The organism is Uliginosibacterium flavum (assembly GCF_040566545.1).
Lineage (GTDB): Bacteria > Pseudomonadota > Gammaproteobacteria > Burkholderiales > Rhodocyclaceae > Uliginosibacterium > Uliginosibacterium flavum.
The window spans coordinates 140888-160332 of sequence record NZ_JBEWZI010000010.1; the positions used below are offsets into that span (position 1 = coordinate 140888).

The window sequence follows — 19445 nt, forward strand, 5'->3', positions numbered from 1 at the left end:
ACATGCGTCGCACGATTATTGATATCTGGGTGGGTGTTTTTGTGGTGGCCGGTCTGCTGGCGTTGTTGTTTCTGGCCATGCGCGTGGGTAATCTGGGTAGCAGCAAATTGCAAAATCCATACGTACTGCAAGCGCGCTTCGACAATATCGGCGGCCTCAAGGCACGTGCGCCTATCAAGAGTGCCGGTGTAGTGGTCGGCCGGATCAGTTCGATCACGCTGGATGCCGAGAATTATCAGGCGCTGGTGACCATGAATATGGATGATCGGTACCGGTTTCCCAAGGATACGTTTGCGACGATCAACACCTCCGGCCTGCTTGGCGAGCAGTACATCGGGCTGGAGCCCGGTGGAGACACGGCAACTATCGAGCCGGGGGGGGTCATCAAGAAGACCCAGTCAGCCGTAGTGCTGGAGAAGCTGATCAGTCAGTTCATGTTTAGCGCTGCCGAAAAAGGCGCTGCGAGCGACAAGTAACTCAGAGGATGTTTGCGTGAAAACTAGCGGTTTGGTCTTTCTGTTTCTTTTCTCCTTGTTGACGGGCGGTTGTGCGTCGACCGGTGGCAACCCGGCCGATCCGTGGGAGGGCGTGAATCGCAAGGTTTTCGTGTTCAACGACAAGGTGGATACCTACGCACTTAAACCCGTGGCTCAAGGCTACAAGGCGGCAACGCCTTTGCCGGTACGGACGACTATTTCCAACTTCTTCGGTAACGTCGAGGATCTGTGGATTGGTGTGAATAATCTGCTGCAAGGCAAGCCGAAGGATGGCGCCGGTGATTTTGGCCGTTTTGCGGTGAATTCGACTATCGGGATTCTGGGCTTCTTCGATATCGCCAGTGAATTCGGGCTGGAAAAGCACGATGAAGACTTCGGCCAGACGCTGGGAAGTTGGGGCGTGGGCAGTGGGCCTTACATGGTGTTGCCCCTGTTCGGGCCTAGTACTGTGCGCGATACCGGGGGGTTGATTGTGGATCGACTGGCTTACAACCCGAACTCGTTGATCCCGCGCGTGGCAGTGCGCAACAGTTTGACCGGAACCAAACTGGTCAACACCCGCTCCCAGTATCTGGGTGCCGAAAACGCACTGGATGAAGCCTCCCTCGACAAGTATGTGTTCATGCGCAATTTCTATCTGCAGCGTCGCCGCAGCCAGATTTTTGATGGCAACCCGCCGCGTGAAAAAGAGGATTTCGGTCTGGCGCCAGGCATGCCTGTGCAAAGTCTGGGCGCGCTCGATCAGCCGGGTCTGTTTGATCTGGTGCTGGTGGATGTGCAAACTCAGGCTCCGGTCGATAGTGAATGAGTTCTGACAAAGGAATCACAATGTTCAAGCCCTTGCTGTGTGTATTGTTGAGTGTGTTTGCGATTCAGGCGATGGCGCAGGAGGCGCCGGACGTGCTGGCACGCACGGTGATGAGCGAGGTGCTGGAAATCGTCAAGACGGACAAGGCGATTCAGGCTGGTGATCAAAAAAAGATTTTCGAACTGGTCGAGACCAAGGTCGTCAAACATTTCGACTTTACTCACATGACAGCACTGGCTATGGGGCGAGAATGGCGCAATGCCAGCGCCGAGCAGAAGACCGCGTTGACAGCCGAATTCCAGACCCTGCTGGTGCGCAGCTATTCGAATGCACTGGCGCAGTACAAGAACCAGACCATCGATTTCAAACCGCTGCGCATGAAGCCGGAGGAAACTGATGTGATTGTGCGGACCGAAATAAAGCAGCCGGGCGCCAAGCCGGTTGCGATCGATTACGACATGGAGAAGAAAACCGAGGGCTGGAAGGTCTATGACGTGATGGTGGCGGGCGTCAGCTTGGTAACCAATTACCGCGAAACATTCGCGCAGGAAATCAAGGCGGGAGGTGTTGATGGCCTGATCAAGAGTTTGCGCGAGAAAAACAAGCAACTCGAAGCCAAAAAATAATGATCAGCGAACGCAACGGCCAGCTCTTCATCGAGGGCGCAATGAATCAGCAGACCGCTCCGGCCTTGCTGCCGGCTGGCGAGCCCTTGATGGCTGCCGCTGATCGGATCGTGAATCTGTCGGGCATCACGGCTGTGGATTCGTCTGCGCTGGCTGTGTTGCTGGGCTGGCTGCGTGCGGCACAGGCTGCCGGCAAGACCTTGCATATTGTTGAAGCTCCTGGCGCCTTTGTGAGTCTCGCCAGCCTGTACGGTGTGGCACCGATTCTTTTTCCTTCCGAGACGGATCGCGACGCCAGTGTCCAGCATTGACTCTCCCGCCATCCAGGTGCGCGGGGCCGTCAAGCAGTTTGGCGCGCTGCAGGCTCTGGCTGGTGTAGACCTCGATATCCAGCCGGGCGAATTCTTCGGCCTGCTCGGCCCCAATGGCGCCGGTAAAACCACGCTGATCTCTGCGCTCGCCGGTTTGCTGCGTCTCACGTCCGGTTCGATCCGCGTGATGGGCCACGATGTTGCGAGCGACTATCGTCAGGCCCGACAAGCTCTCGGCGTGGTGCCGCAGGAACTGGTGTTTGATCCCTTTTTCTCGGTGCGCGAACTGCTGCGCATCCAGTCCGGCTATTTCGGCATCCGTCGCAACGACGACTGGATCGACGAGCTGCTCGCGAACCTCGATCTGAGCAACAAGGCCGATACCAACATGCGCCAACTCTCCGGCGGCATGAAGCGTCGCGTGCTGGTCGCGCAGGCCTTGGTGCACAAGCCGCCGGTGATCGTGCTGGATGAGCCGACGGCCGGCGTTGATGTCGAGCTGCGCCAGACCCTGTGGGCCTTCATTCGCAAGCTCAACGAAGCCGGTCACACTATCGTGCTGACCACGCATTATCTGGAAGAGGCCGAAGAGCTGTGCGGGCGCATCGCCATGCTCAAGGCCGGTCGCGTCGTGGCGCTCGATACCACGCCGAACATTCTGGGTCGTGTCAGCCACCATGCGCTGAAGCTGCGCGTGGCGGGCCTCTCCAATCTGCCTGTCTCGCTAGCCGCGCTGGGTGGGGTTCTTCAGGCAGGGGTGCTGGAGATTCCCTTTGCGAGCCATTCTCAGGTCGAAAGCCTGCTGGCGAGTGTGCGCGAGGCCGGCGCTGAAATCCTCGACCTTGAAATTGCCAGGCCGGATCTGGAACAGGCGTTCGTCGAGATCATGCAGGGAGCCGCGGCATGAGCGCCGCCTTCACAACCTTGCTCTACAAGGAAATGCTGCGTTTCTGGAAAGTCAGTTTCCAGACCGTCGCCGCGCCGGTGCTGAGTTCGGTGCTGTATCTGATGATCTTCGGCCATGTGCTGGAAGGGCGGCTCCAGCCTTTCGAGGGCGTGACCTATACGAGTTTTCTGGTGCCCGGTCTGGTGATGATGAGCGTGCTGCAGAATGCCTTCGCCAACAGCTCCTCCTCGCTGATCCAGAGCAAGATCAATGGCAACATCATCTTCGTGCTGCTACCGCCGATTTCCTGGCTGGAGTTCTATGGCGCCTACGTCATCGCCTCCATCGTGCGCGGTGTGGTCGTGGGCAGTGGTGTGTGGCTGGCATCCCTGTTCTTCAGCTGGACCGGTATTGCGCATCCGCTGTGGGCACTGGTCTTTGTAGTTTTAGGCGCCGCACTGCTGGGCACTCTGGGTGTGATCGGCGGCATCTGGGCGGATAAATTCGACCAGCTGGGTGCCTTCCAGAATTTCCTGATCATGCCGCTGACCATGCTCTCCGGCGTGTTCTACTCCATTCATTCCCTGCCGGTTTTCTGGCAAACACTTTCGCACTTCAACCCCTTCTTCTTCATGATCGACGGCTTTCGCTACGGTGTTTTTGGCGCCTCTGACGCCTCGCCCTGGTTGAGCCTTGCTGTGGTGAGTGGAGCGTTTGTGGGGGTAGCGGGGCTGTGTTTGAAGATGCTGCGCAGCGGCTATAAATTAAGAGGTTGAAAAATGTTCCAAGCCAGTGAAATTCAGCGTTTGATCGAGCAGGGCCTGTCCTGCGAAGCCGTCATCATCGAAGGCGAAGATGGCGTGCATTTCTCCGGCATCGTCGTCAGCGCCGCATTCGAAGGCAAGATGCGCGTGCGCCAGCATCAGGCCGTGTATGCCACGCTGGGCAGCCTGATGGGCAACGAGATTCACGCCCTGCAGCTCACTACCTATACCCCGGCCCAGTGGGCCGAGTTCCAGAAAACCCTTTGATTGAGTCGTCATGGATAAGCTTTTGATTGAAGGCGGTTACCGCCTGAGTGGTGAAGTCAGTATTTCCGGCGCGAAAAATGCGGCCCTGCCGATTCTGTGTGCGGCGCTACTCACCGCCGAACCGATGACCTTCACCAATGTGCCGCAGTTGAAAGACATCGGCACGCTGCTGCATCTGCTCGCCGACATGGGCGTGAAGGTCGAGCGCAGTGGTGACACGGTCACCCTGAATGCCGCCGAGATCACCAATCCGGTCGCCTCCTACGAGCTGGTCAAGACCATGCGCGCGGCGATCCTCGTGCTCGGCCCGCTGGTGGCGCGTTGCGGCGAGACCAAGGTGAGTCTGCCCGGCGGTTGTGCGATTGGCGCGCGTCCGGTGGATCAACACATCAAGGGCTTGCAGGCCATGGGCGCCGAGGTCAGTGTGGAGCATGGCTATGTGCTGGCCAAGTCGCCGCGCCTGCAGGGCGCGCGCCTGTTCACCGACATGGTGACCGTGACCGGCACCGAGAATCTGATGATGGCGGCCTGTCTGGCCGAGGGCGTGACGGTGATCGAAAACGCCGCGCGCGAGCCCGAAGTGGTCGATCTGGCCAGTTGTCTGGTCGCCATGGGCGCGCAGATTTCGGGCGCGGGCACCGACGTGATCCGCATCAAGGGTGTTGAGAAATTGCACGGCGCCACCCATCGCATCATGCCGGACCGCATCGAGACCGGCACTTACCTGTGCGCGGCTGCGGTCACTGGTGGTGATGTACGCGTCACCCAGACCTCTTCGGCCTATATCGATTCGGTGATCGACAAGCTGATGGATGCGGGCTGTGACATCACCTGCGAGCGCAATGCGATCCGCCTCAAGGCGCCGGCGCGTCTGAAGGCCGTGAGCCTGCGCACCTCGCCGTATCCGGCCTTCCCGACCGACATGCAGGCGCAGTTCATGGCCCTCAACTGCGTGGCCGAGGGCTCGGCGATCATCCGCGAGACGATTTTCGAAAACCGCTACATGCACGCCGTGGAGCTGCAGCGCCTGGGCGCCAACATCAAGATTGACGGCAGCACGGCCTTCGTGACGGGCGTCGAGAAACTGCAGGGCGCCACGGTAATGGCCACCGATCTGCGTGCCTCGGCCAGTCTGGTGATTGCCGGTCTGGTGGCAGAAGGCGAAACCATCGTGGATCGCATCTACCACTTGGATCGTGGTTACGAGCGGCTGGAAGAGAAGTTGGCCGCACTGGGCGCGCGCGTGCGCCGCACGAACTGAGGATGGCAATTGTGAGTGGATTTACCGGCATTACCCTGGCCTTGTCGAAGGGCCGCATCTTCGAGGAAACCCTGCCGCTGCTCGCAGCCGCGGGCATCGAGCCGGCCGAGAACCCCGAGTCCTCGCGCAAGCTGATCATCGACACCAATCGCCCGGAAGTGCGCCTGGTGATCGTGCGCGCCTCGGATACGCCGACCTATGTGCAATACGGCGCGGCCGATCTGGGCATTGCCGGCAAAGACACTCTGATCGAGCATGGCGGCGCCGGCTTGTACCAGCCGGTGGATCTGAACATTGCCAAGTGCCGCATGAGTGTCGCGGTGCGGGCTGATTTCGACTACGTCGCTGCCGTGCAGCGCGGCGCGCGCATCCGCGTGGCCTCCAAATACATCAAGATTGCGCGCGAGCACTTCGCCACCAAAGGCATGCACGTCGATCTGATCAAGCTGTATGGCTCGATGGAACTCGCCCCGCTGGTCGGCCTGGCTGATGCCATCGTGGATCTGGTATCCACGGGCGGCACGCTGCGCGCCAATCATCTGGTCGAGGTTGAGGAAATCATGCAGATCAGTTCGCGCCTGATCGTGAATCAGGCTGCGCTGAAGATGAAGCGCGAACTGCTGCAGCCGGTGATCGAGGCTTTTGCCGGAGCCGTGAAGCCATGATTCAGGCAAACACAATCGGCTACATGAACTCCGCTGCGCCGGATTTCGACGAGGCGCTGGATACGCTTTTGCGCTATGACGGCAGCACCTCCGATGATGTGCATCAGGCCGTGGTGCAGATCCTGCGCGACGTACGCATGCATGGCGATGCAGCCGTAGTGGATTACACCAATCGCTTTGATAACCTGGGCGTGGCGGATATTTCTGCACTGGAGCTTCCAAGAGCCGCGCTGCTGGCCGCTCTCGAAGGCCTGCCCTCGGAGAGCCGCGCTGCGCTTGAGTGTGCGGCCGACAGGGTGCGCAACTATCACCAGCGGCAAGTGCTTGAATCCTGGAGCTACACGGAAGCCAATGGCACGCGTCTGGGCCAGAAGGTGACGCCGCTGGATCGCGCCGGGCTGTACGTGCCGGGCGGCAAGGCGAGTTACCCGAGCTCGGTGCTGATGAACGCGATTCCGGCCAAGGTGGCGGGCGTGAGCGAACTGATCATGGTCACGCCGACTCCGCACGGCCAGCGCAATCCGCTGGTGCTGGCAGCTGCGGCGATTACCGGCGTAGATCGTGTGTTCACCATCGGCGGCGCGCAGGCGGTTGGCGCATTGGCCTATGGCACGCAGAGCATTCCGCAGGTCGACAAGATCGTCGGCCCCGGCAACGCCTATGTGGCTGAAGCCAAGCGCCGCGTGTTCGGCACGGTGGGGATCGACATGATCGCCGGGCCATCCGAAGTGCTGATCATCTCCGACGGCACGGGCAATCCGGACTGGGTAGCAATGGATCTCTTCGCCCAGGCCGAGCATGATGAAGTGGCGCAATCCATTCTGTTATGTACCGATGTGGCATTCATTGAAGCGGTGGCTGAGTCGATCACGAGGCTGCTGCCTGAGATGCCGCGCAAGGACATCATTGCCGCCTCGCTGAAGAATCGTGGCGCGCTGATCAAGGTCGCCGATCTGGATGAAGCCTGCGTGATCGCCAATCGCATCGCGCCTGAGCATCTGGAATTGGCTGTCGAAGACGCCGAGCCCTGGGTCGCCAAAATCCGCCATGCTGGCGCGATTTTCGTCGGGCATTGCTCGGTCGAGTCGCTGGGTGATTACTGTGCGGGTCCGAATCACGTGCTGCCGACCATGCGCAGTGCGCGCTTCTCCTCGCCGCTGGGCGTCTATGACTTCCAGAAGCGCACCAGCATCATCCACATGTCGCCTGCTGGCGCGGCTGAACTGGCGCCGATTGCTGCCACGCTGGCCTACGGTGAAGGCCTGCAGGCACACGCGCGCTCGGCGGAATACCGCAAATAGACGCTCCTTGCATTATCGAAGCGACGTCTCTGTAGGGCCGACTTCAGTCGGCCAGCCGAGCGTGACGTGCGACCGAAGTCGCACCTACGAAACCGGATTTCTCGCCATGTCCGATCTGCACCTCATCACGCCCGACTGGCCTGCCCCCAAAAACGTGCGTGCTTTCTCGACGACCCGTCACGGTGGCGTCAGCGCCGGCGCTTACTCCGCGCTGAACCTCGCCAAACACGTCGGCGATGTGCCTGAGTCTGTGCAGCAGAACCGCGAGTTGCTCGGTAAACATCTGCCGATGGAGCCGCTGTGGCTGCAGCAAGTGCATGGCGCAACAGTGGTGAATGCGGCCTGCACCTGTCCGGATGCGCAGGCCGATGCGGCCGTGGCACGCATGGCTTATCGCATCTGTACGGTGATGACGGCGGATTGTCTGCCGGTGCTGCTGTGCGACATCAATGGCACGGCCGTGGTGGCTGCGCACGCGGGCTGGCGGGGGTTGGCCGGTGGTGTGCTGGAAAACTCGCTGAAAAGCATGCAGGTGCCCGCTGTGGAAGTCATGGCCTGGCTCGGACCGGCCATTTCGCAGGACGCGTTTGAAGTCGGCGAGGATGTGCGCGCGGCTTTCCTTGCGCACTCTGTCGAAGCCGCGTCGGCTTTTGTCGCGGGCAAAGCCGAGGGCAAGTGGCAGGCCGACCTGTATCGGCTCGCGCGCCAGCGTCTGCTGGCTGCGGGCGTGACGCAGATTTACGGCGGGGATCGCTGTACGTTTCGCGAGGCGGATAGCTTCTTCTCGGCGCGTCGCGACGGAACTCAGTCCGGGCGGCAGGCTTCACTGATTTGGCTGGAATAGGCTTCAGGACGCGTGTTGCCAGTTTCGGCGTGCGCGCTCAATCTGTTTTTCGTTCAAAAACGGGGTTTCGTTCAAGCTCCATTCGAGAAAACAGACAACGACTTGCCTCTGCTCCTGTGTGCAACGGAATCGAAAATTCAGCCAGGCACTCTGCGGATCTTTGCTGCGGCCGAATTCTGCCAGCGCGTTGACTGTCCAGTCTGTGATCAGACTTGTATCGCCTGGATGCGCGGCACACCACAGCATATAGGCAGGAACTGTGCTCATGACGTCGGGCGCGGCGCCCCGAATTTCCATGAGATTCGGGTGTTGCTCAATGAATTCCGGCGTCAGATACGGCGTTACCAGTTCGCTGGCGAAGGCTCGTCGTATCTGCTCGATCATCAATACTGCAGTGCGAAGCAATCTCAGGCGCTTTGCTGATGCGGCACATTCGCCGGCGGAGCGGCAACTGGCGGCGCTTCCAGATTCGGTAGTGCCCGGCGCGGGATCAGGTTTTCGTCGAGCAGGCGTTCGATGCGCGCGAAGATCTCGAAGCGCGAGAAGGGCTTTTTCATGAAATCATCCGCACCGATGCGCGTGCCGAAGAACTGCTCGGTCGCCTGTTCGTTGCCGCTGATCATGATGATCGGAATATCACGCGTCTGCGGGTCACGGCGCAGATGGCGCAGGGCGGCGAAGCCGTTCATGCCGGGCAGCACGATATCCAGAAAAATCAGGTCAGGACGGTCGCTACGGGCGATTTCCACGCCGCGCTCGGCATCCATCGCTTCCAGCGTGACATAACCGGCAGTGCGCAGGATCTTGCGGAACACGGCAACGATGGTCGGCGAATCATCGATTACCAGCACGCGCGTGCCTTCGCGTGCATTCACGCGTGGCCGGCAGCGGCGCTCCAGGGGGATTGGCGTGATGTCCGTGTCGGCATTGGCATTGGCATTGGCATTGGCGTTCGCCGCGCTGGGCTCGGACTTGCCGAGGATGGAGCGGAGTTGGTCGAAAATTCCCATTTCATTCTTCCTTGTACTGAAGCCCGGGGCGGAGCTGAATCAAAGCCCTTGGGTATTTATGGATTCTATTTTCCCGATACCTTGGGGGCGATGACAGTGATTACCGACGAGAGGTTGTCGCTTGAAGCGCTGACTTCTACCTGATGCCAACTGCGTCACGAAAACCGGGTTCTCTGTAGTATCCATTGCCTGAGCAAGCTCCGCATGTGTCGAATGGGGCAGGGCTCTATTGACCAAAAGTCTGGTTCTTGCGGCCCTGGCTCCCTTCGCTATTCCTTCTTATTGTTTGGCGTTCTTGGGGTCCGTCACTGTGATGTTCGCGGCGCTTGTGCCCACCCCGCGCAATTCCGGCCGATACATATCCTCAGCGTAGCTGGCCGGCACGGTATAAACACCCGGCGTAACCACGCGCAGCATGTAGAACAGGTTCAGCTTCTGCGGCCCGAGTTTGGCGGCGGCCACGAAGCGGTCGTCGCGGTACTCGCGGTGCTTGATGCGCTCGTCGTTCATGGCCTGCTCGATATTGACGCCGCCAATCGTGAATTCACCGGCCTGCGGGCCTTGCGACAGATTCAGGTTCTCGACCTCCAGCCCGGCCGGGATGTGGTCGATGACCATGCCGTCTTCGATGGCCTGTTTGGCCGTGGCGGAAACACGGGCGATCAGCATGTCGCCGACCTTGAGCGGGCCGCCACGCCAGGCGCTGCCGTCGGTGTTGAACCAGTCACGGGCAAGCTCGATCACGTCGTTCTTCGGTACGGGTGACTTGAGCGGGTAGCCTGCGGCTTCGATCTCGACGAAGAGCGGAATGCTGCTCTTGTTATCCAGACTGACGCCCTTGGCCAGCGCGGCGACGCTGATGCTGCGGATCTCGCTGCTGCGCGAAGTCATCGTCGCGGCGGCTTCGCCCTGCTTGAGGATTGCCGTCCATTCGGCTTTTGCGTCACCGACTCCCTGCGCGTTGGCAGCCATGAACAAAGCCAGACGTTCCTGCGTGGATAGCCATGAGCGATTGCCCAAGCCGTCGACCAGATCGAAGAGCACATTCTCCACACGCGGATGCTTGACCTTGTACTGGGTGAGCAGGGCGTAGGACAGCGCCAGATCACGCGTGCGGCTGCCGTAGTCGCCGAGCCATTCGCCCCAGTAACTGAGGTTTTCGGGCTGGATGCCGTAGCGGCGCGTCATGGCGTCGTCCAGCGCGACCTTGGCGCGGGCCGAGTCGCCCATCATCTGCAGCGCCAGCGACAGGTGCACCAGCGGCAGCGGTGATTTGGCGCGATCACGGAACTGGTCATGGAGGATGCGCAGTGTGGCGAGCGGCGCCTTCTGGTCGCGGGCGAGCATGAAGGCGATGTGCGCCATCTCGGCGAAGCGCTGATGACCGTTGCGCAGCAGTTCGTAATCCTGCGACTTGTAACGGCCCTGCTCATCGGCCTTGAGCGTGGCAGGTACGCTCGGGAAGTTGTTCGGCGCGGTCTGCAGCGTCGCCAGCATCCATTCCTGGGTGCGTTTGACCATTGGATCCGGCACGTTGAAGCCTTGTGCCCGTGCATCCATCAGGAAGCCGCTGACATACGGCGTCAGCCAGGTTTCATACGGCCCGCTGCCCCACAGTGTGAAGCCGCCCTTGGCGCCCTGCATGCCGGCGATGCGGCCGATGGCGCCCTCAATGAAGGCCGCGCGTTGTTCACGCGTGCGTCCCTCGATGCCCATGGCTTTGGCTGTCGCTTCATCAATGAAGAGGTGCGGATAGGCCGCGCTGGTGGTCTGCTCCAGACAACCATACGGGTAGTTGAGGAGTCCCTTGACGATGCTGCCCACATTCAACGGCGGCTTGTTGGAAACCGTCACCGATACCGTGCTGGAGGCCTTGAAGTACTTGTCGATCAGCGTAGCGTCCAGCTTGAAGCTGCCGTCCGGTTCGATCTTGGCGCGGCGCACTTCACGCACTAGGGGCACTGGCGGCTGCACCTGCAGGGCCGATTCGCGCACGATGCTGATCGGCTTGGCTCCGCTGCCTTTCACTTCCAGACGGATGCGCGCCAGGCCGTAGGCATCGGTCGGCTCGGCCGCGAAGCGCAGGGTGCTGCGCTGCTTGTCCTTGAGCGATACGGTGCGCTCGCCATCCTTGATGCGCAGCGGATCTTCGCTGCTGAGCTTGATGCTGATGTCTTGGGCGCTGCCTGACAGATTGGTTACGTCCAGGGCAATCGTCGCAGTGTCACCTGCCGAGATGAAACGCGGCGTGGCGAGTTCGGCGACGATGGGTGCTGCCACCACCATTTCGCGCTCGGCCGAACCGTAATTGTCCGGTGTCGAGGCGACCGCCATCAGGCGCAGGGTGCCGTTGAAGTCCGGCACGTTCAGCGTGATTTCGGCTTCACCCTTATCGTTAAGCACCACCGGGCCGGAGAACAGATCGACCAGCTTGACCTTCTTCGGCATGCTCTTGCTGTCGCGCATGCCGGCGTCGCCGCCCCACTTGAGCTTGCCCTTGTCGCCATCCATTTTTTCGATCAGCTTGCCGTAGAGGTCGACCAGTTCCGGCGCGTAGCGATGCTTGCCGAAGAAGAAGTCGAAGGCGTCCGGTGTCTTGAAACGGGTGATGTTGAGGATGCCCACATCCACGGCCGAGAGCGTGACGATGGCCTGCTTGCCAGCGGCATTATCGACCTTCACCTTCACCGTGGCCTTCTTCTCGGGCAGCACCTTGTCCGGCGCGGTGAGCTGCACCTTCAGGCGTCGATCCTCGCGTTGCAGTGGCAGATGCACCAGACCCAGCGCGCGCGCCGGAGTGACGCGATCGCCCTGACTGCCCGGGCGGAACACCACGGCCGAAATGTACATATCGGCGCGGCCCCAGGCCTTGTCGACCGGGATCGTCACACTGGTGCCCGATGTCGAGACGGACACGCGCTTGGTCCACAACACCTTGTCAGCTTCGACCACGATCAGCGCCTCGCCATCATGCGGCGGCACGATGTTGAGCTTCACGCTGTCGCCGGATTTGACTGGCGCGCCTTCGAGTTTCAGCTGCACGCGATCCGGGCGGTTGCCGACGCTTTCGGCGTCCTGCGCGTTCCAGCCCGCGTAGAAGCGGTAGCGCAGCGTCTGGCCTGTCTGCGCATCGGCGATTTCGAGGCGGTAACGGCCCCAGCCCACGGGCAGGGCCAGCTTGCCGCGCTGTTTCAGCGCGACCTTGCCGGATTGCACCAGTTCCTCGGTTTCGGTGAAGCCGGAGTTCCAGCCCTTCTGATCGTCGAAGCGCCAGTAGTACTGGCGATCTTCGCGGTACAGGCGGAAAGCGGCTTCATTGGCCGGGGCAAACTTGCCATCCGTGCCGACGCGGATCAGCTCGAAGCTGGCCTGATTGTTTTCACGCGCGACATTGCTATCGAATTCCGGGCGTACGCCAATCAGTTGCGCGGCGGGCCACCACACGCGTTCAATCGAACGCACCACCGGGCGGCCGCCGGATTCCAGCAGGCTGAGTGCGGCACGGATGCTCATCGGCGAGCGTGCCCCCTTGGCATCGAAGGGAATGTCGATACTGGCATGGCCTTGATCGTCCAGCGAGGTTTCGCTGATCTCGCTGCGGCTCTTGCGGCTGTCATCGGCGAAGTCGCCGAAGATGAAGCCCGGCCACTGGCTGGCGACAGGATTGATCTCGCGTTCCTGTGCCACGCTGCCGAGCAGGCGGTTGCCTGCGGCGGGCGAGCCGAACAGGTAATCGCCCTGTACTGCGACGGTGAATTCGGCATTGCCGCTCAAGGCTTTCTTGTCGCTCTTCAGGTCCAGTTTCATGCGCTCGGGCAGGAATTCCTCAACCTGGAAGGTCCATACCGTATCGGCAGCTTTGGCGGCCGGATCGGCGCGCAACTCGATGCTCCAGCGTCCGGTCTGCGCATCAGCCGGCAGGTTGATCGTGCGGCGTAGATAGCCAGGAATCTTGCTGTCGGCTTGCCAGGTCATGGTGGATACGCTCTTGCCATCGGGGCGTTTGAGCATGGCCTGGATGGGCGCGGGCGGCAGCACGTGGCCGGCGGCATCGCGGGCCAGCAGCGAGACTTCAAACTTCTCGCCGGGGCGATACAGATCGCGGCCCGAATACAGGAAGAGCTTGGCGTCGCGTGGCAGGTGGCCGCCGATCTCGAATTCCGACAGATCCAGGGCCGGCTCGCGCAGCGCGATCACCGCCATTTCCTTGCCACGTCGCGCGACCAGCAGGTGGGCGCTGTCCGGCACGCCGCTCAGGGCGGCATGGCCGTCGCCGTCCGGCTTGCCTTTGGCCAGACTCTTGGCGTTGGCATCCACGACTTCCAGCTCGACATCGCTGATGGCCTTGCCGCTGACCAGCGAGGTCGTGAATACGTCCATCTGTTTGCCGTTGCGGTGTGCGTGCAGGCCGATGTCGGTGACGTAGAAATAGGTGACCTGATATTCGCTGCGGAAACGCCCCGGCTGGCTCATCACCGCGATGTAGATGCCCGGCTCCTGCAGCTCCTTGATTGATTCGACCGGCAGATGCGTGACCTTGCGCGCGTTCTGCTTGTCGCTGGTCAGGAAGCGGCCGGCATACACGCTGCTGGAGACCTCGCGCAGCTTGTCCAACTGCCAGTTGGAAGTCTGGCCCTGGAGTTTCTTGTTCTCGCTGTAGCAGTCGTAGCAATCGCCGTCGTACTCACCTTCGTTGTTTTCGTCCTCGCTGGCGTGTGGCCGCGTGCCGACCACGGTTTCCAGAAAGCGCGGCAACTGCGCTGGCTCTACGCGCAGGAACTGCACGTCGATTTCCGCCACATTCACTGTGACTACCGGCAGGCCGCCATTCTGCTTGGCCGGCAGGATCGTGCCCTTGCTGGCGAAGTAGTAGGAAGGTGGCATCTCCTCGGTGGCGACCTGGCATTCCTTGGCCTCGGCCAGCTTCGTGCCGCTGGCTGCTTTCAGGCTGTCGGCCACCTTGATGCGGTAATTGCGTTGCGGCTTGATGTAGGGGAAGTACAGCACGCGCGGGTTGTCGCTGATCACCCAGTTGCCGGCCACGATCTTGTCGCCGACCTGGGCGGCGTTCTTGCCGGTATCCACTTTGGCGGCGGCTTTTTCTTCGCTGCTCTCGCCGGCGCCGTCAATGCGTCCAAGGTCGACCACCTGCAGAATCTTGTCGAAAGACTGGCCACGCTCGACCGGCTCGGAGAAGACCACGGCCAGCGCCGGCTGATCTTCGAACAGGCGCGGCTGGCAGGCTGTGGCAGAAAACGGCCCGTCAGCCTGGGCAATTACCGCGTCGCCGCCCGCGCTGGCAGTGCTGCTGCGATGCGCCTTCCACCACCAGCCTCCGGCTGCGCTCAGGGTGATAACTGCGGCAGCGGCCGCGACGAGTGCTTTTTTGCCAAGAGGCATGTTGTATTCCCCGAAAATCGCGGTAAAAACGCCGCAAATGCGGGTTTTCCCGGCTGTTATCTCAAGCGCGTGATTTTGCCATTTTGTGCTGCCACAATCCGGGGCCGGAAGGGCAGTGGCGGCTAGTTGCGACAAACGGCCGGGCTTGCAGCCTGAGCCGCCAACTTCGTGCCACTATCGGGTTGTGGTTGGAAAAGGGAATGGTATGAACAAGCAGAATGGCCTGGCATTGCTGGGTGTGGGTTTGATGTCAATGAGCATGGCTGCACACGCTGATGCAGATCTGGATCGCTGTCTGATGGAGCGCCTGGCCGGCGCCAGCGACACGATGACCGTGGCCGAACTGAAAGCCGCGTGCAAGACGACGCCGAGCAACGCGCCGAAGACCGCCGTGGTGACTCGCCGGATACAGGAAGAAACCGTCGGTTACGGCAAGCGCTACGCGCTGACCCCACACCGTCTCAATTACGTGTTGCCGCTCACTTACGATCAGCGTCGCCCGAGCAACGCAACTTTCCGCAATGAATCGACAGAGGGCGATGTCAGCGCCCAGAAGATCGAAACCAAATTTCAGCTGAGTTTCAAGTTTCCGCTGCTGCTCGATGCCTTTGGTGCGGACGGCGATCTGATCGCGGGCTATACCCAGCGATCTTTCTGGCAGATGTACAACAGCGACGCCTCGCGGCCCTTCCGCGAAACCAATTACGAGCCTGAAATCTGGTACCAGTACCCGGTGAATCGATCCGCTCTGGGCTGGAACATGGTCAGTGCCAGCGTTGGCCTGAATCACCAGTCCAACGGGCGTGGGCAGGAATACTCGCGCAGCTGGAATCGCCTCATGGGCGGTCTGATCTTCGAGCACGGTGAATACGCCGTGGCGCTGCGGCCCTGGTTGCGCATCAAGGAAAAAACCGACGATGACAATCCCGACATCAGCCAGTACCTGGGCCGCTTCGATCTCGCTGTCGGGCGTAAATTCGGCAATCACAGCCTGGATCTGCAATTGCGCAACAACCTGAAGACTCAGGAAAATCGGGGCTCCGTGCAATTGGGCTGGAGTTTCCCACTGTCGCGTTCACCGCAGTTGCGTGGCTACGTGCAGTGGTTCAGCGGCTATGGCGAGAGCCTGATGGATTACAACCACTATCAAAACACGCTGGGGATTGGCGTGCAGATGGCGGACTGGTAAATCTTCGCAAGTCGCAAGTCGCAAGTCGCAAGTCGCAAGTCGCAAGTCGCAAGTCGCAAACCCCTTGCGCGGCCCCGGATGGCTCCCTCTCCCTGGCAGGGAGAGGGTTGGGGAGAGGGTCGGGTCGCTGCTGACGGCAGGCTGTAGAGCCGCATCGGGCGGATTTCTTCGGGCAGGCTGGCTGAAGAGGCCCGCCCGATGCGGCTCTTCAGCTTGCTCTGCTTCAGCTCAATTCCCCTTGGCCTCTGGCGGCAAGCCACGTTCCATCGCCTGCAGAATCGGGCGGATGGCGCTGCCCACGGCAATCTGTGGTTCCGATGCGGTCAGTCCTTCATCCGCCTCGCGTGTCGCCAGTGCGGCGCTGGCCTTGGCAAAGGCAGCTTCAAATGAACGCGTGCCGCGCAGGGCTTCATCGAAATAGGCTTTGCCGAAGAAGGTCCAGTCCGCCTCGTGGCTGCAGCCGTGCGAGTTGCGGTCGGCGCGCGAGGCCGACATCACCAGCGTGTGCGGGTCAGACAACGGCTCGATGAAGCCGCCCGAATAACACGCCGACACCACGATCACCCGGTTCTGAATGCCCGCTGCATCCAGCTGGGCGCGCAGGCTTTGCGGGGTCAGCTCGCCAAACTTGTAGGGCCACAATTCCAGCGAGAACTTGTGATCCTCAGCGCCGTGCGAGGTCATGAACAGGAAGAGCACGTCCTCCTCCTTGTTCATCTTGCGGCCGATCTCGGCAAGCGTGCGTTGCAGGGCAATCGTTGTCGCCATCGGCCGCTCTTCCACCGTGGCCGGATTATTGATCAGCACCACGCTGCGGTTCTGCGTATCGAAACGCTCGCCAAACAGTTTGTCCACACTCTCGACTTCACGCATGAACACGTCCTGCGAGCCATAACCACCCAGCGCCAGCAGATACAGCTCCGGCACGCCTGGCTTGCCCTTGCGCACCGCTGTCAGGCTTTCTTCGAGCAGGGCGGGTTGGGCGTAGAGGACGGCTTCTTTGGTGGCGCGTTCCCAGTTGCGCATGCTGGCGCTGTTTTCCTCGTCATACGGAGGCAGCCACAGGCGCGCGCGGGTGAGTTCGAACAGCGAGGGCATCGCGAAGAGAAAGAGCACGCCGAGCACCGCAGCCAGACGCTGCTCGGCCGCCAGATCGAGGCTGCGCACCAGCGCCACCACGGCCGCAAAGCCTGCCCAGAAAGGCAGCGCAGCCGCCAGCACAATCTGCACGTAAATCATGCTCGTGCTGGGTAGCAGCGCCAGTAGCAGATACAGCGTGCGCAGGATCAGCGCGGGCGTCAGAATTGCGAGCACGGCCGTCGGAATCCGCTGCGGCGACGGCGCGCAATTGGATACAGCCCAGGCGCAGAGCAGCAGGCAGGGCACGGCGAACAATTGGTAGGGCAGAGCATTCCAGTAGAACTGACCGTCCAGGCCCACCTGCAGCAGATCAAAAGCCAGCTCCAGCAGCACGCCCAGCGCCACCAGCAACACGATCTGCAGCACCGACACGCGCAGCAAACCGGGCGCGCTCGCCCTGAACAGCAGGAAGCGCAGACCCGCATGCAGATTGGCGAGCAGATCGAGCAGGGCTTGTTTGCCCCGCTTCTCGGCGAGCACTTCGGGTGCAGGCAAAGCAATGCGGGCGACAGCCTGCAGGCCCGTGTGTTGCTCAATGCGGGCGAGGCAGTCGGTGGCCGTGTGTGCGTCGGCAAAGCAGCGCTCGGGCAGCCACAGGGCCTGCAAACCCTTCAAATACAGCCGGATGCCATCGGCGTGGCGCTCGATGCCTTCAATGGCCGACCAGTGGGTCAGGCTGTGGCCGGTCTCCGCCTCGATGGCGAGACCGTCCTCGCGCAGCGCCACACGGAATTCGCGCGGCGTCGCTTTGGCCGCACGCTGCAATTGCCCACGGTAATTGCGCAGCAGCGCCAGCGCGATGAGGACGAAGACGATCAGAAAGACGGGCAGCGCGATATCGTCGCTGGTCTTGCTGCTGCCACCGACATACCAGGCGGCGCCCGCAATCAGCAGCAGCCAGACGAGCGCGGCCGGCCAGATCCAGTTGCGCCTGCTGACTTGCAGACGGGCGCCGTTGGCGCGGATCAGCGCAATCGTCTCGTCTTCCGTATTGTTGAAATCCAGCCAGTCGCTATTCATGTTTGCTTCATTCGTGGGTTGTCGCAAGTCGCAAGTCGCAAGGCGCGGTGTCGCGGGCAGGTCGGTTTTTTCGACTCGCGACTTGCGATCTCCGCGCCCTCACTCCTCAAACGGATTCAGAACCGGCACGCCGAAGCGGGCGAAGTCGCGCACATTGCGGGTTACCACGGTCAGCTTGTGCACCTGCGCCGTCGCGGCAATCATCGCGTCCTCATATACCGTGTTGGATTCGCGGTGCATCAGGCGCGCCCATTGCCGGAAAATTGCGGCGTCCATCGGCAGGATGTTCCACACCTCGGCGAGCTGATTGGCCCAAGCGTCGAGTTCGGCCGCTTTAGGCGTGTCCTGCTCGCGGGTAATTTCGATGCCGGCCTGAATCTCGCCCAGCGTCACGGCTGATAGCGCCAGATCCACATCAGCCTGCGCCTCCAGCCAGGCCAGCACCGCACCATGCGGGCGTGGTTTGCGTAGCTCGGAGATGATATTCGTGTCGAGCAGATACATCTCAGAGTTCCGGCGGCGTGCGGCGTTGCGCGCTGCCGCGTGCCGGGATCGGCAATTCGGCACGCGCCGTGTCGGCCAGCAGTAGCGCTTTCAGCGAGGGCCGCGCCGCCGAATTCAGGCGCTGCCATTCAGCCAGCGGCACCAGCACGGCGGTTTCCACCCCGCGCCGCGTCAGCACCTGCGGGCCATTTTCCAGGCAGGAATCCAGCAACTCACTGAAACGCGCTTTCGCGTCTTGGACGGGCCAAGCGATCATGATGCACCTCGGATGACTAGTTATCTGACTAGTTTAGTGGCGCGAGTCGTGAGTCGCAAGTCGCAAGTCGTGGAATTCGTCTTTTCGGTGATCCGCTGCCCGCAAAGCCGCATGTGACATGCCTCTTGAGCATGCCTGCCTGAAGAGGACCGTCCCGTTTGCCTGTCCAGCATGCCAGTCTGCAGAAGTCCGCCAGATGCGGCTCTGCAGCCAGCTCTTGCGCAGTGGCTTCAGCGCTTGGCCTTGTCCTATGTCACCACCTTGCTGACATAGGCCGGGAGTTGCCAGGCACCACCGGGGAAGCCGCGGCACATGCCGTCGCCGCTCTGTTCGGTGACGACGAAGGCATTGCCGTTAAAGTGCTATGTGTTCGCGGACCAGCAGTCGCCCCGCATACCAAGCCGAGGCGATGGTGCCGAGCTGGCTGAACGCCTGAATCGCCATCACGATGCCGCTCAGCGTCAGCACGCTGCGCAGCTTGTGTTGCAACGGGTTACGCAGGGCGACGCGGAGGGTGAGTTCGAGCATGAGGACTGGGAAATAGGGGCTTGGGACTGAGTTAATGGCGGCGTTTGGCGGAGGTCTGGGCCGGTCTGGCGGGTTGGCCGCAGGCGTAACCCATACCATTCCACACAACTCATAACGCATAAATCGCCTTCAGCTTCTCAGCCCCTCTGGCGAAGCTGCTGACTCGGG

At 61.3% G+C, this 19445-nt stretch carries 19 protein-coding genes; 12 read left to right on the forward strand and 7 right to left on the reverse strand.

Annotated elements, in window-relative coordinates:
• Positions 1-2 precede the first annotated feature (2 nt).
• The 11 genes from mlaD (at position 3) to pgeF (ending at position 8230) form a co-directional block, all read left to right on the forward strand.
• Positions 3-476 carry an outer membrane lipid asymmetry maintenance protein MlaD gene (gene mlaD / locus ABXR19_RS11110; protein ID WP_354601193.1) on the forward strand — a complete coding sequence of 158 codons (474 nt, stop codon included), beginning with the start codon at positions 3-5 and terminating at the stop codon, positions 474-476.
• Between the two features lie 16 nt (positions 477-492).
• Positions 493-1305: an MlaA family lipoprotein gene (locus ABXR19_RS11115; RefSeq protein WP_354601194.1), complete on the forward strand. Its 813-nt coding sequence runs from the start codon at positions 493-495 to the stop codon at positions 1303-1305.
• A 20-nt stretch (positions 1306-1325) separates the two neighbouring features.
• Positions 1326-1931 (forward strand): MlaC/ttg2D family ABC transporter substrate-binding protein, encoded by a 606-nt coding sequence (locus ABXR19_RS11120; RefSeq protein WP_354601195.1) that lies wholly within the window; start codon positions 1326-1328, stop codon positions 1929-1931.
• On the forward strand, positions 1931-2242 hold the full coding sequence (locus tag ABXR19_RS11125) for an STAS domain-containing protein (RefSeq protein WP_354601196.1): 312 nt from the start codon (positions 1931-1933) through the stop codon (positions 2240-2242). The genes ABXR19_RS11120 and ABXR19_RS11125 overlap by 1 nt, the downstream gene beginning before the upstream one ends.
• Complete coding sequence (locus tag ABXR19_RS11130) at positions 2238-3149, forward strand: ABC transporter ATP-binding protein (RefSeq protein ID WP_354601218.1); 912 nt, start codon at positions 2238-2240, stop codon at positions 3147-3149. Before ABXR19_RS11125 ends, ABXR19_RS11130 begins: the two co-directional genes overlap by 5 nt.
• Complete coding sequence (locus tag ABXR19_RS11135; protein ID WP_354601197.1) at positions 3146-3904, forward strand: ABC transporter permease; 759 nt, start codon at positions 3146-3148, stop codon at positions 3902-3904. Before ABXR19_RS11130 ends, ABXR19_RS11135 begins: the two co-directional genes overlap by 4 nt.
• A gap of 3 nt (positions 3905-3907) precedes the next feature.
• Positions 3908-4159, forward strand: a complete 252-nt coding sequence (locus tag ABXR19_RS11140; RefSeq protein WP_354601198.1) for a BolA family protein — start codon at positions 3908-3910, stop codon at positions 4157-4159.
• Between the two features lie 10 nt (positions 4160-4169).
• A complete protein-coding gene (murA, locus tag ABXR19_RS11145; protein ID WP_354601199.1) occupies positions 4170-5420 on the forward strand; it encodes a UDP-N-acetylglucosamine 1-carboxyvinyltransferase in 1251 nt (416 codons plus the stop codon).
• 2 nt (positions 5421-5422) lie between these two features.
• Positions 5423-6085, forward strand: coding sequence for an ATP phosphoribosyltransferase (gene hisG / locus ABXR19_RS11150; protein ID WP_354601200.1), 663 nt, complete (start codon positions 5423-5425; stop codon positions 6083-6085).
• The gene (hisD, locus tag ABXR19_RS11155; RefSeq protein ID WP_354601201.1) at positions 6082-7386 is read left to right on the forward strand and encodes a histidinol dehydrogenase; all 1305 of its coding nucleotides are present in this window, start codon (positions 6082-6084) and stop codon (positions 7384-7386) included. The genes hisG and hisD overlap by 4 nt, the downstream gene beginning before the upstream one ends.
• A 106-nt stretch (positions 7387-7492) precedes the next feature.
• Positions 7493-8230: a peptidoglycan editing factor PgeF gene (gene pgeF / locus ABXR19_RS11160; protein ID WP_354601202.1), complete on the forward strand. Its 738-nt coding sequence runs from the start codon at positions 7493-7495 to the stop codon at positions 8228-8230.
• A 3-nt stretch (positions 8231-8233) separates the two neighbouring features.
• Here the strand turns inward: pgeF and ABXR19_RS11165 are convergent, their stop codons facing one another.
• From ABXR19_RS11165 to ABXR19_RS11175, 3 genes are all read right to left on the reverse strand, one after another.
• Positions 8234-8614, reverse strand: a complete 381-nt coding sequence (locus tag ABXR19_RS11165) for a hypothetical protein (protein WP_354601203.1) — start codon at positions 8612-8614, stop codon at positions 8234-8236.
• Positions 8615-8637: 23 nt separating this feature from the next.
• Positions 8638-9240, reverse strand: coding sequence for a response regulator (locus tag ABXR19_RS11170; RefSeq protein ID WP_354601204.1), 603 nt, complete (start codon positions 9238-9240; stop codon positions 8638-8640).
• 279 nt (positions 9241-9519) lie between these two features.
• The gene (locus ABXR19_RS11175; protein ID WP_354601205.1) at positions 9520-14640 is read right to left on the reverse strand and encodes an alpha-2-macroglobulin family protein; all 5121 of its coding nucleotides are present in this window, start codon (positions 14638-14640) and stop codon (positions 9520-9522) included.
• A gap of 205 nt (positions 14641-14845) precedes the next feature.
• On the opposite strand from ABXR19_RS11175, the gene ABXR19_RS11180 reads away from it, so the two are divergent.
• A complete protein-coding gene (locus tag ABXR19_RS11180; protein WP_354601206.1) occupies positions 14846-15829 on the forward strand; it encodes a phospholipase A in 984 nt (327 codons plus the stop codon).
• A gap of 228 nt (positions 15830-16057) precedes the next feature.
• On the opposite strand, the gene ABXR19_RS11185 is transcribed toward ABXR19_RS11180, so the two are convergent.
• The 4 genes from ABXR19_RS11185 to ABXR19_RS11200 all read right to left on the reverse strand — a co-directional run bounded on the left by ABXR19_RS11185 (position 16058) and on the right by ABXR19_RS11200 (position 19277).
• Complete coding sequence (locus ABXR19_RS11185) at positions 16058-17989, reverse strand: C13 family peptidase (RefSeq protein WP_354601207.1); 1932 nt, start codon at positions 17987-17989, stop codon at positions 16058-16060.
• Positions 17990-18088: 99 nt separating this feature from the next.
• On the reverse strand, positions 18089-18493 hold the full coding sequence (locus tag ABXR19_RS11190; RefSeq protein WP_354601208.1) for a type II toxin-antitoxin system VapC family toxin: 405 nt from the start codon (positions 18491-18493) through the stop codon (positions 18089-18091).
• 1 nt (position 18494) lies between these two features.
• The gene (locus ABXR19_RS11195) at positions 18495-18749 is read right to left on the reverse strand and encodes a type II toxin-antitoxin system Phd/YefM family antitoxin (RefSeq protein WP_354601209.1); all 255 of its coding nucleotides are present in this window, start codon (positions 18747-18749) and stop codon (positions 18495-18497) included.
• 354 nt (positions 18750-19103) lie between these two features.
• On the reverse strand, positions 19104-19277 hold the full coding sequence (locus ABXR19_RS11200; RefSeq protein ID WP_354601210.1) for a hypothetical protein: 174 nt from the start codon (positions 19275-19277) through the stop codon (positions 19104-19106).
• Positions 19278-19445 lie beyond the last annotated feature (168 nt).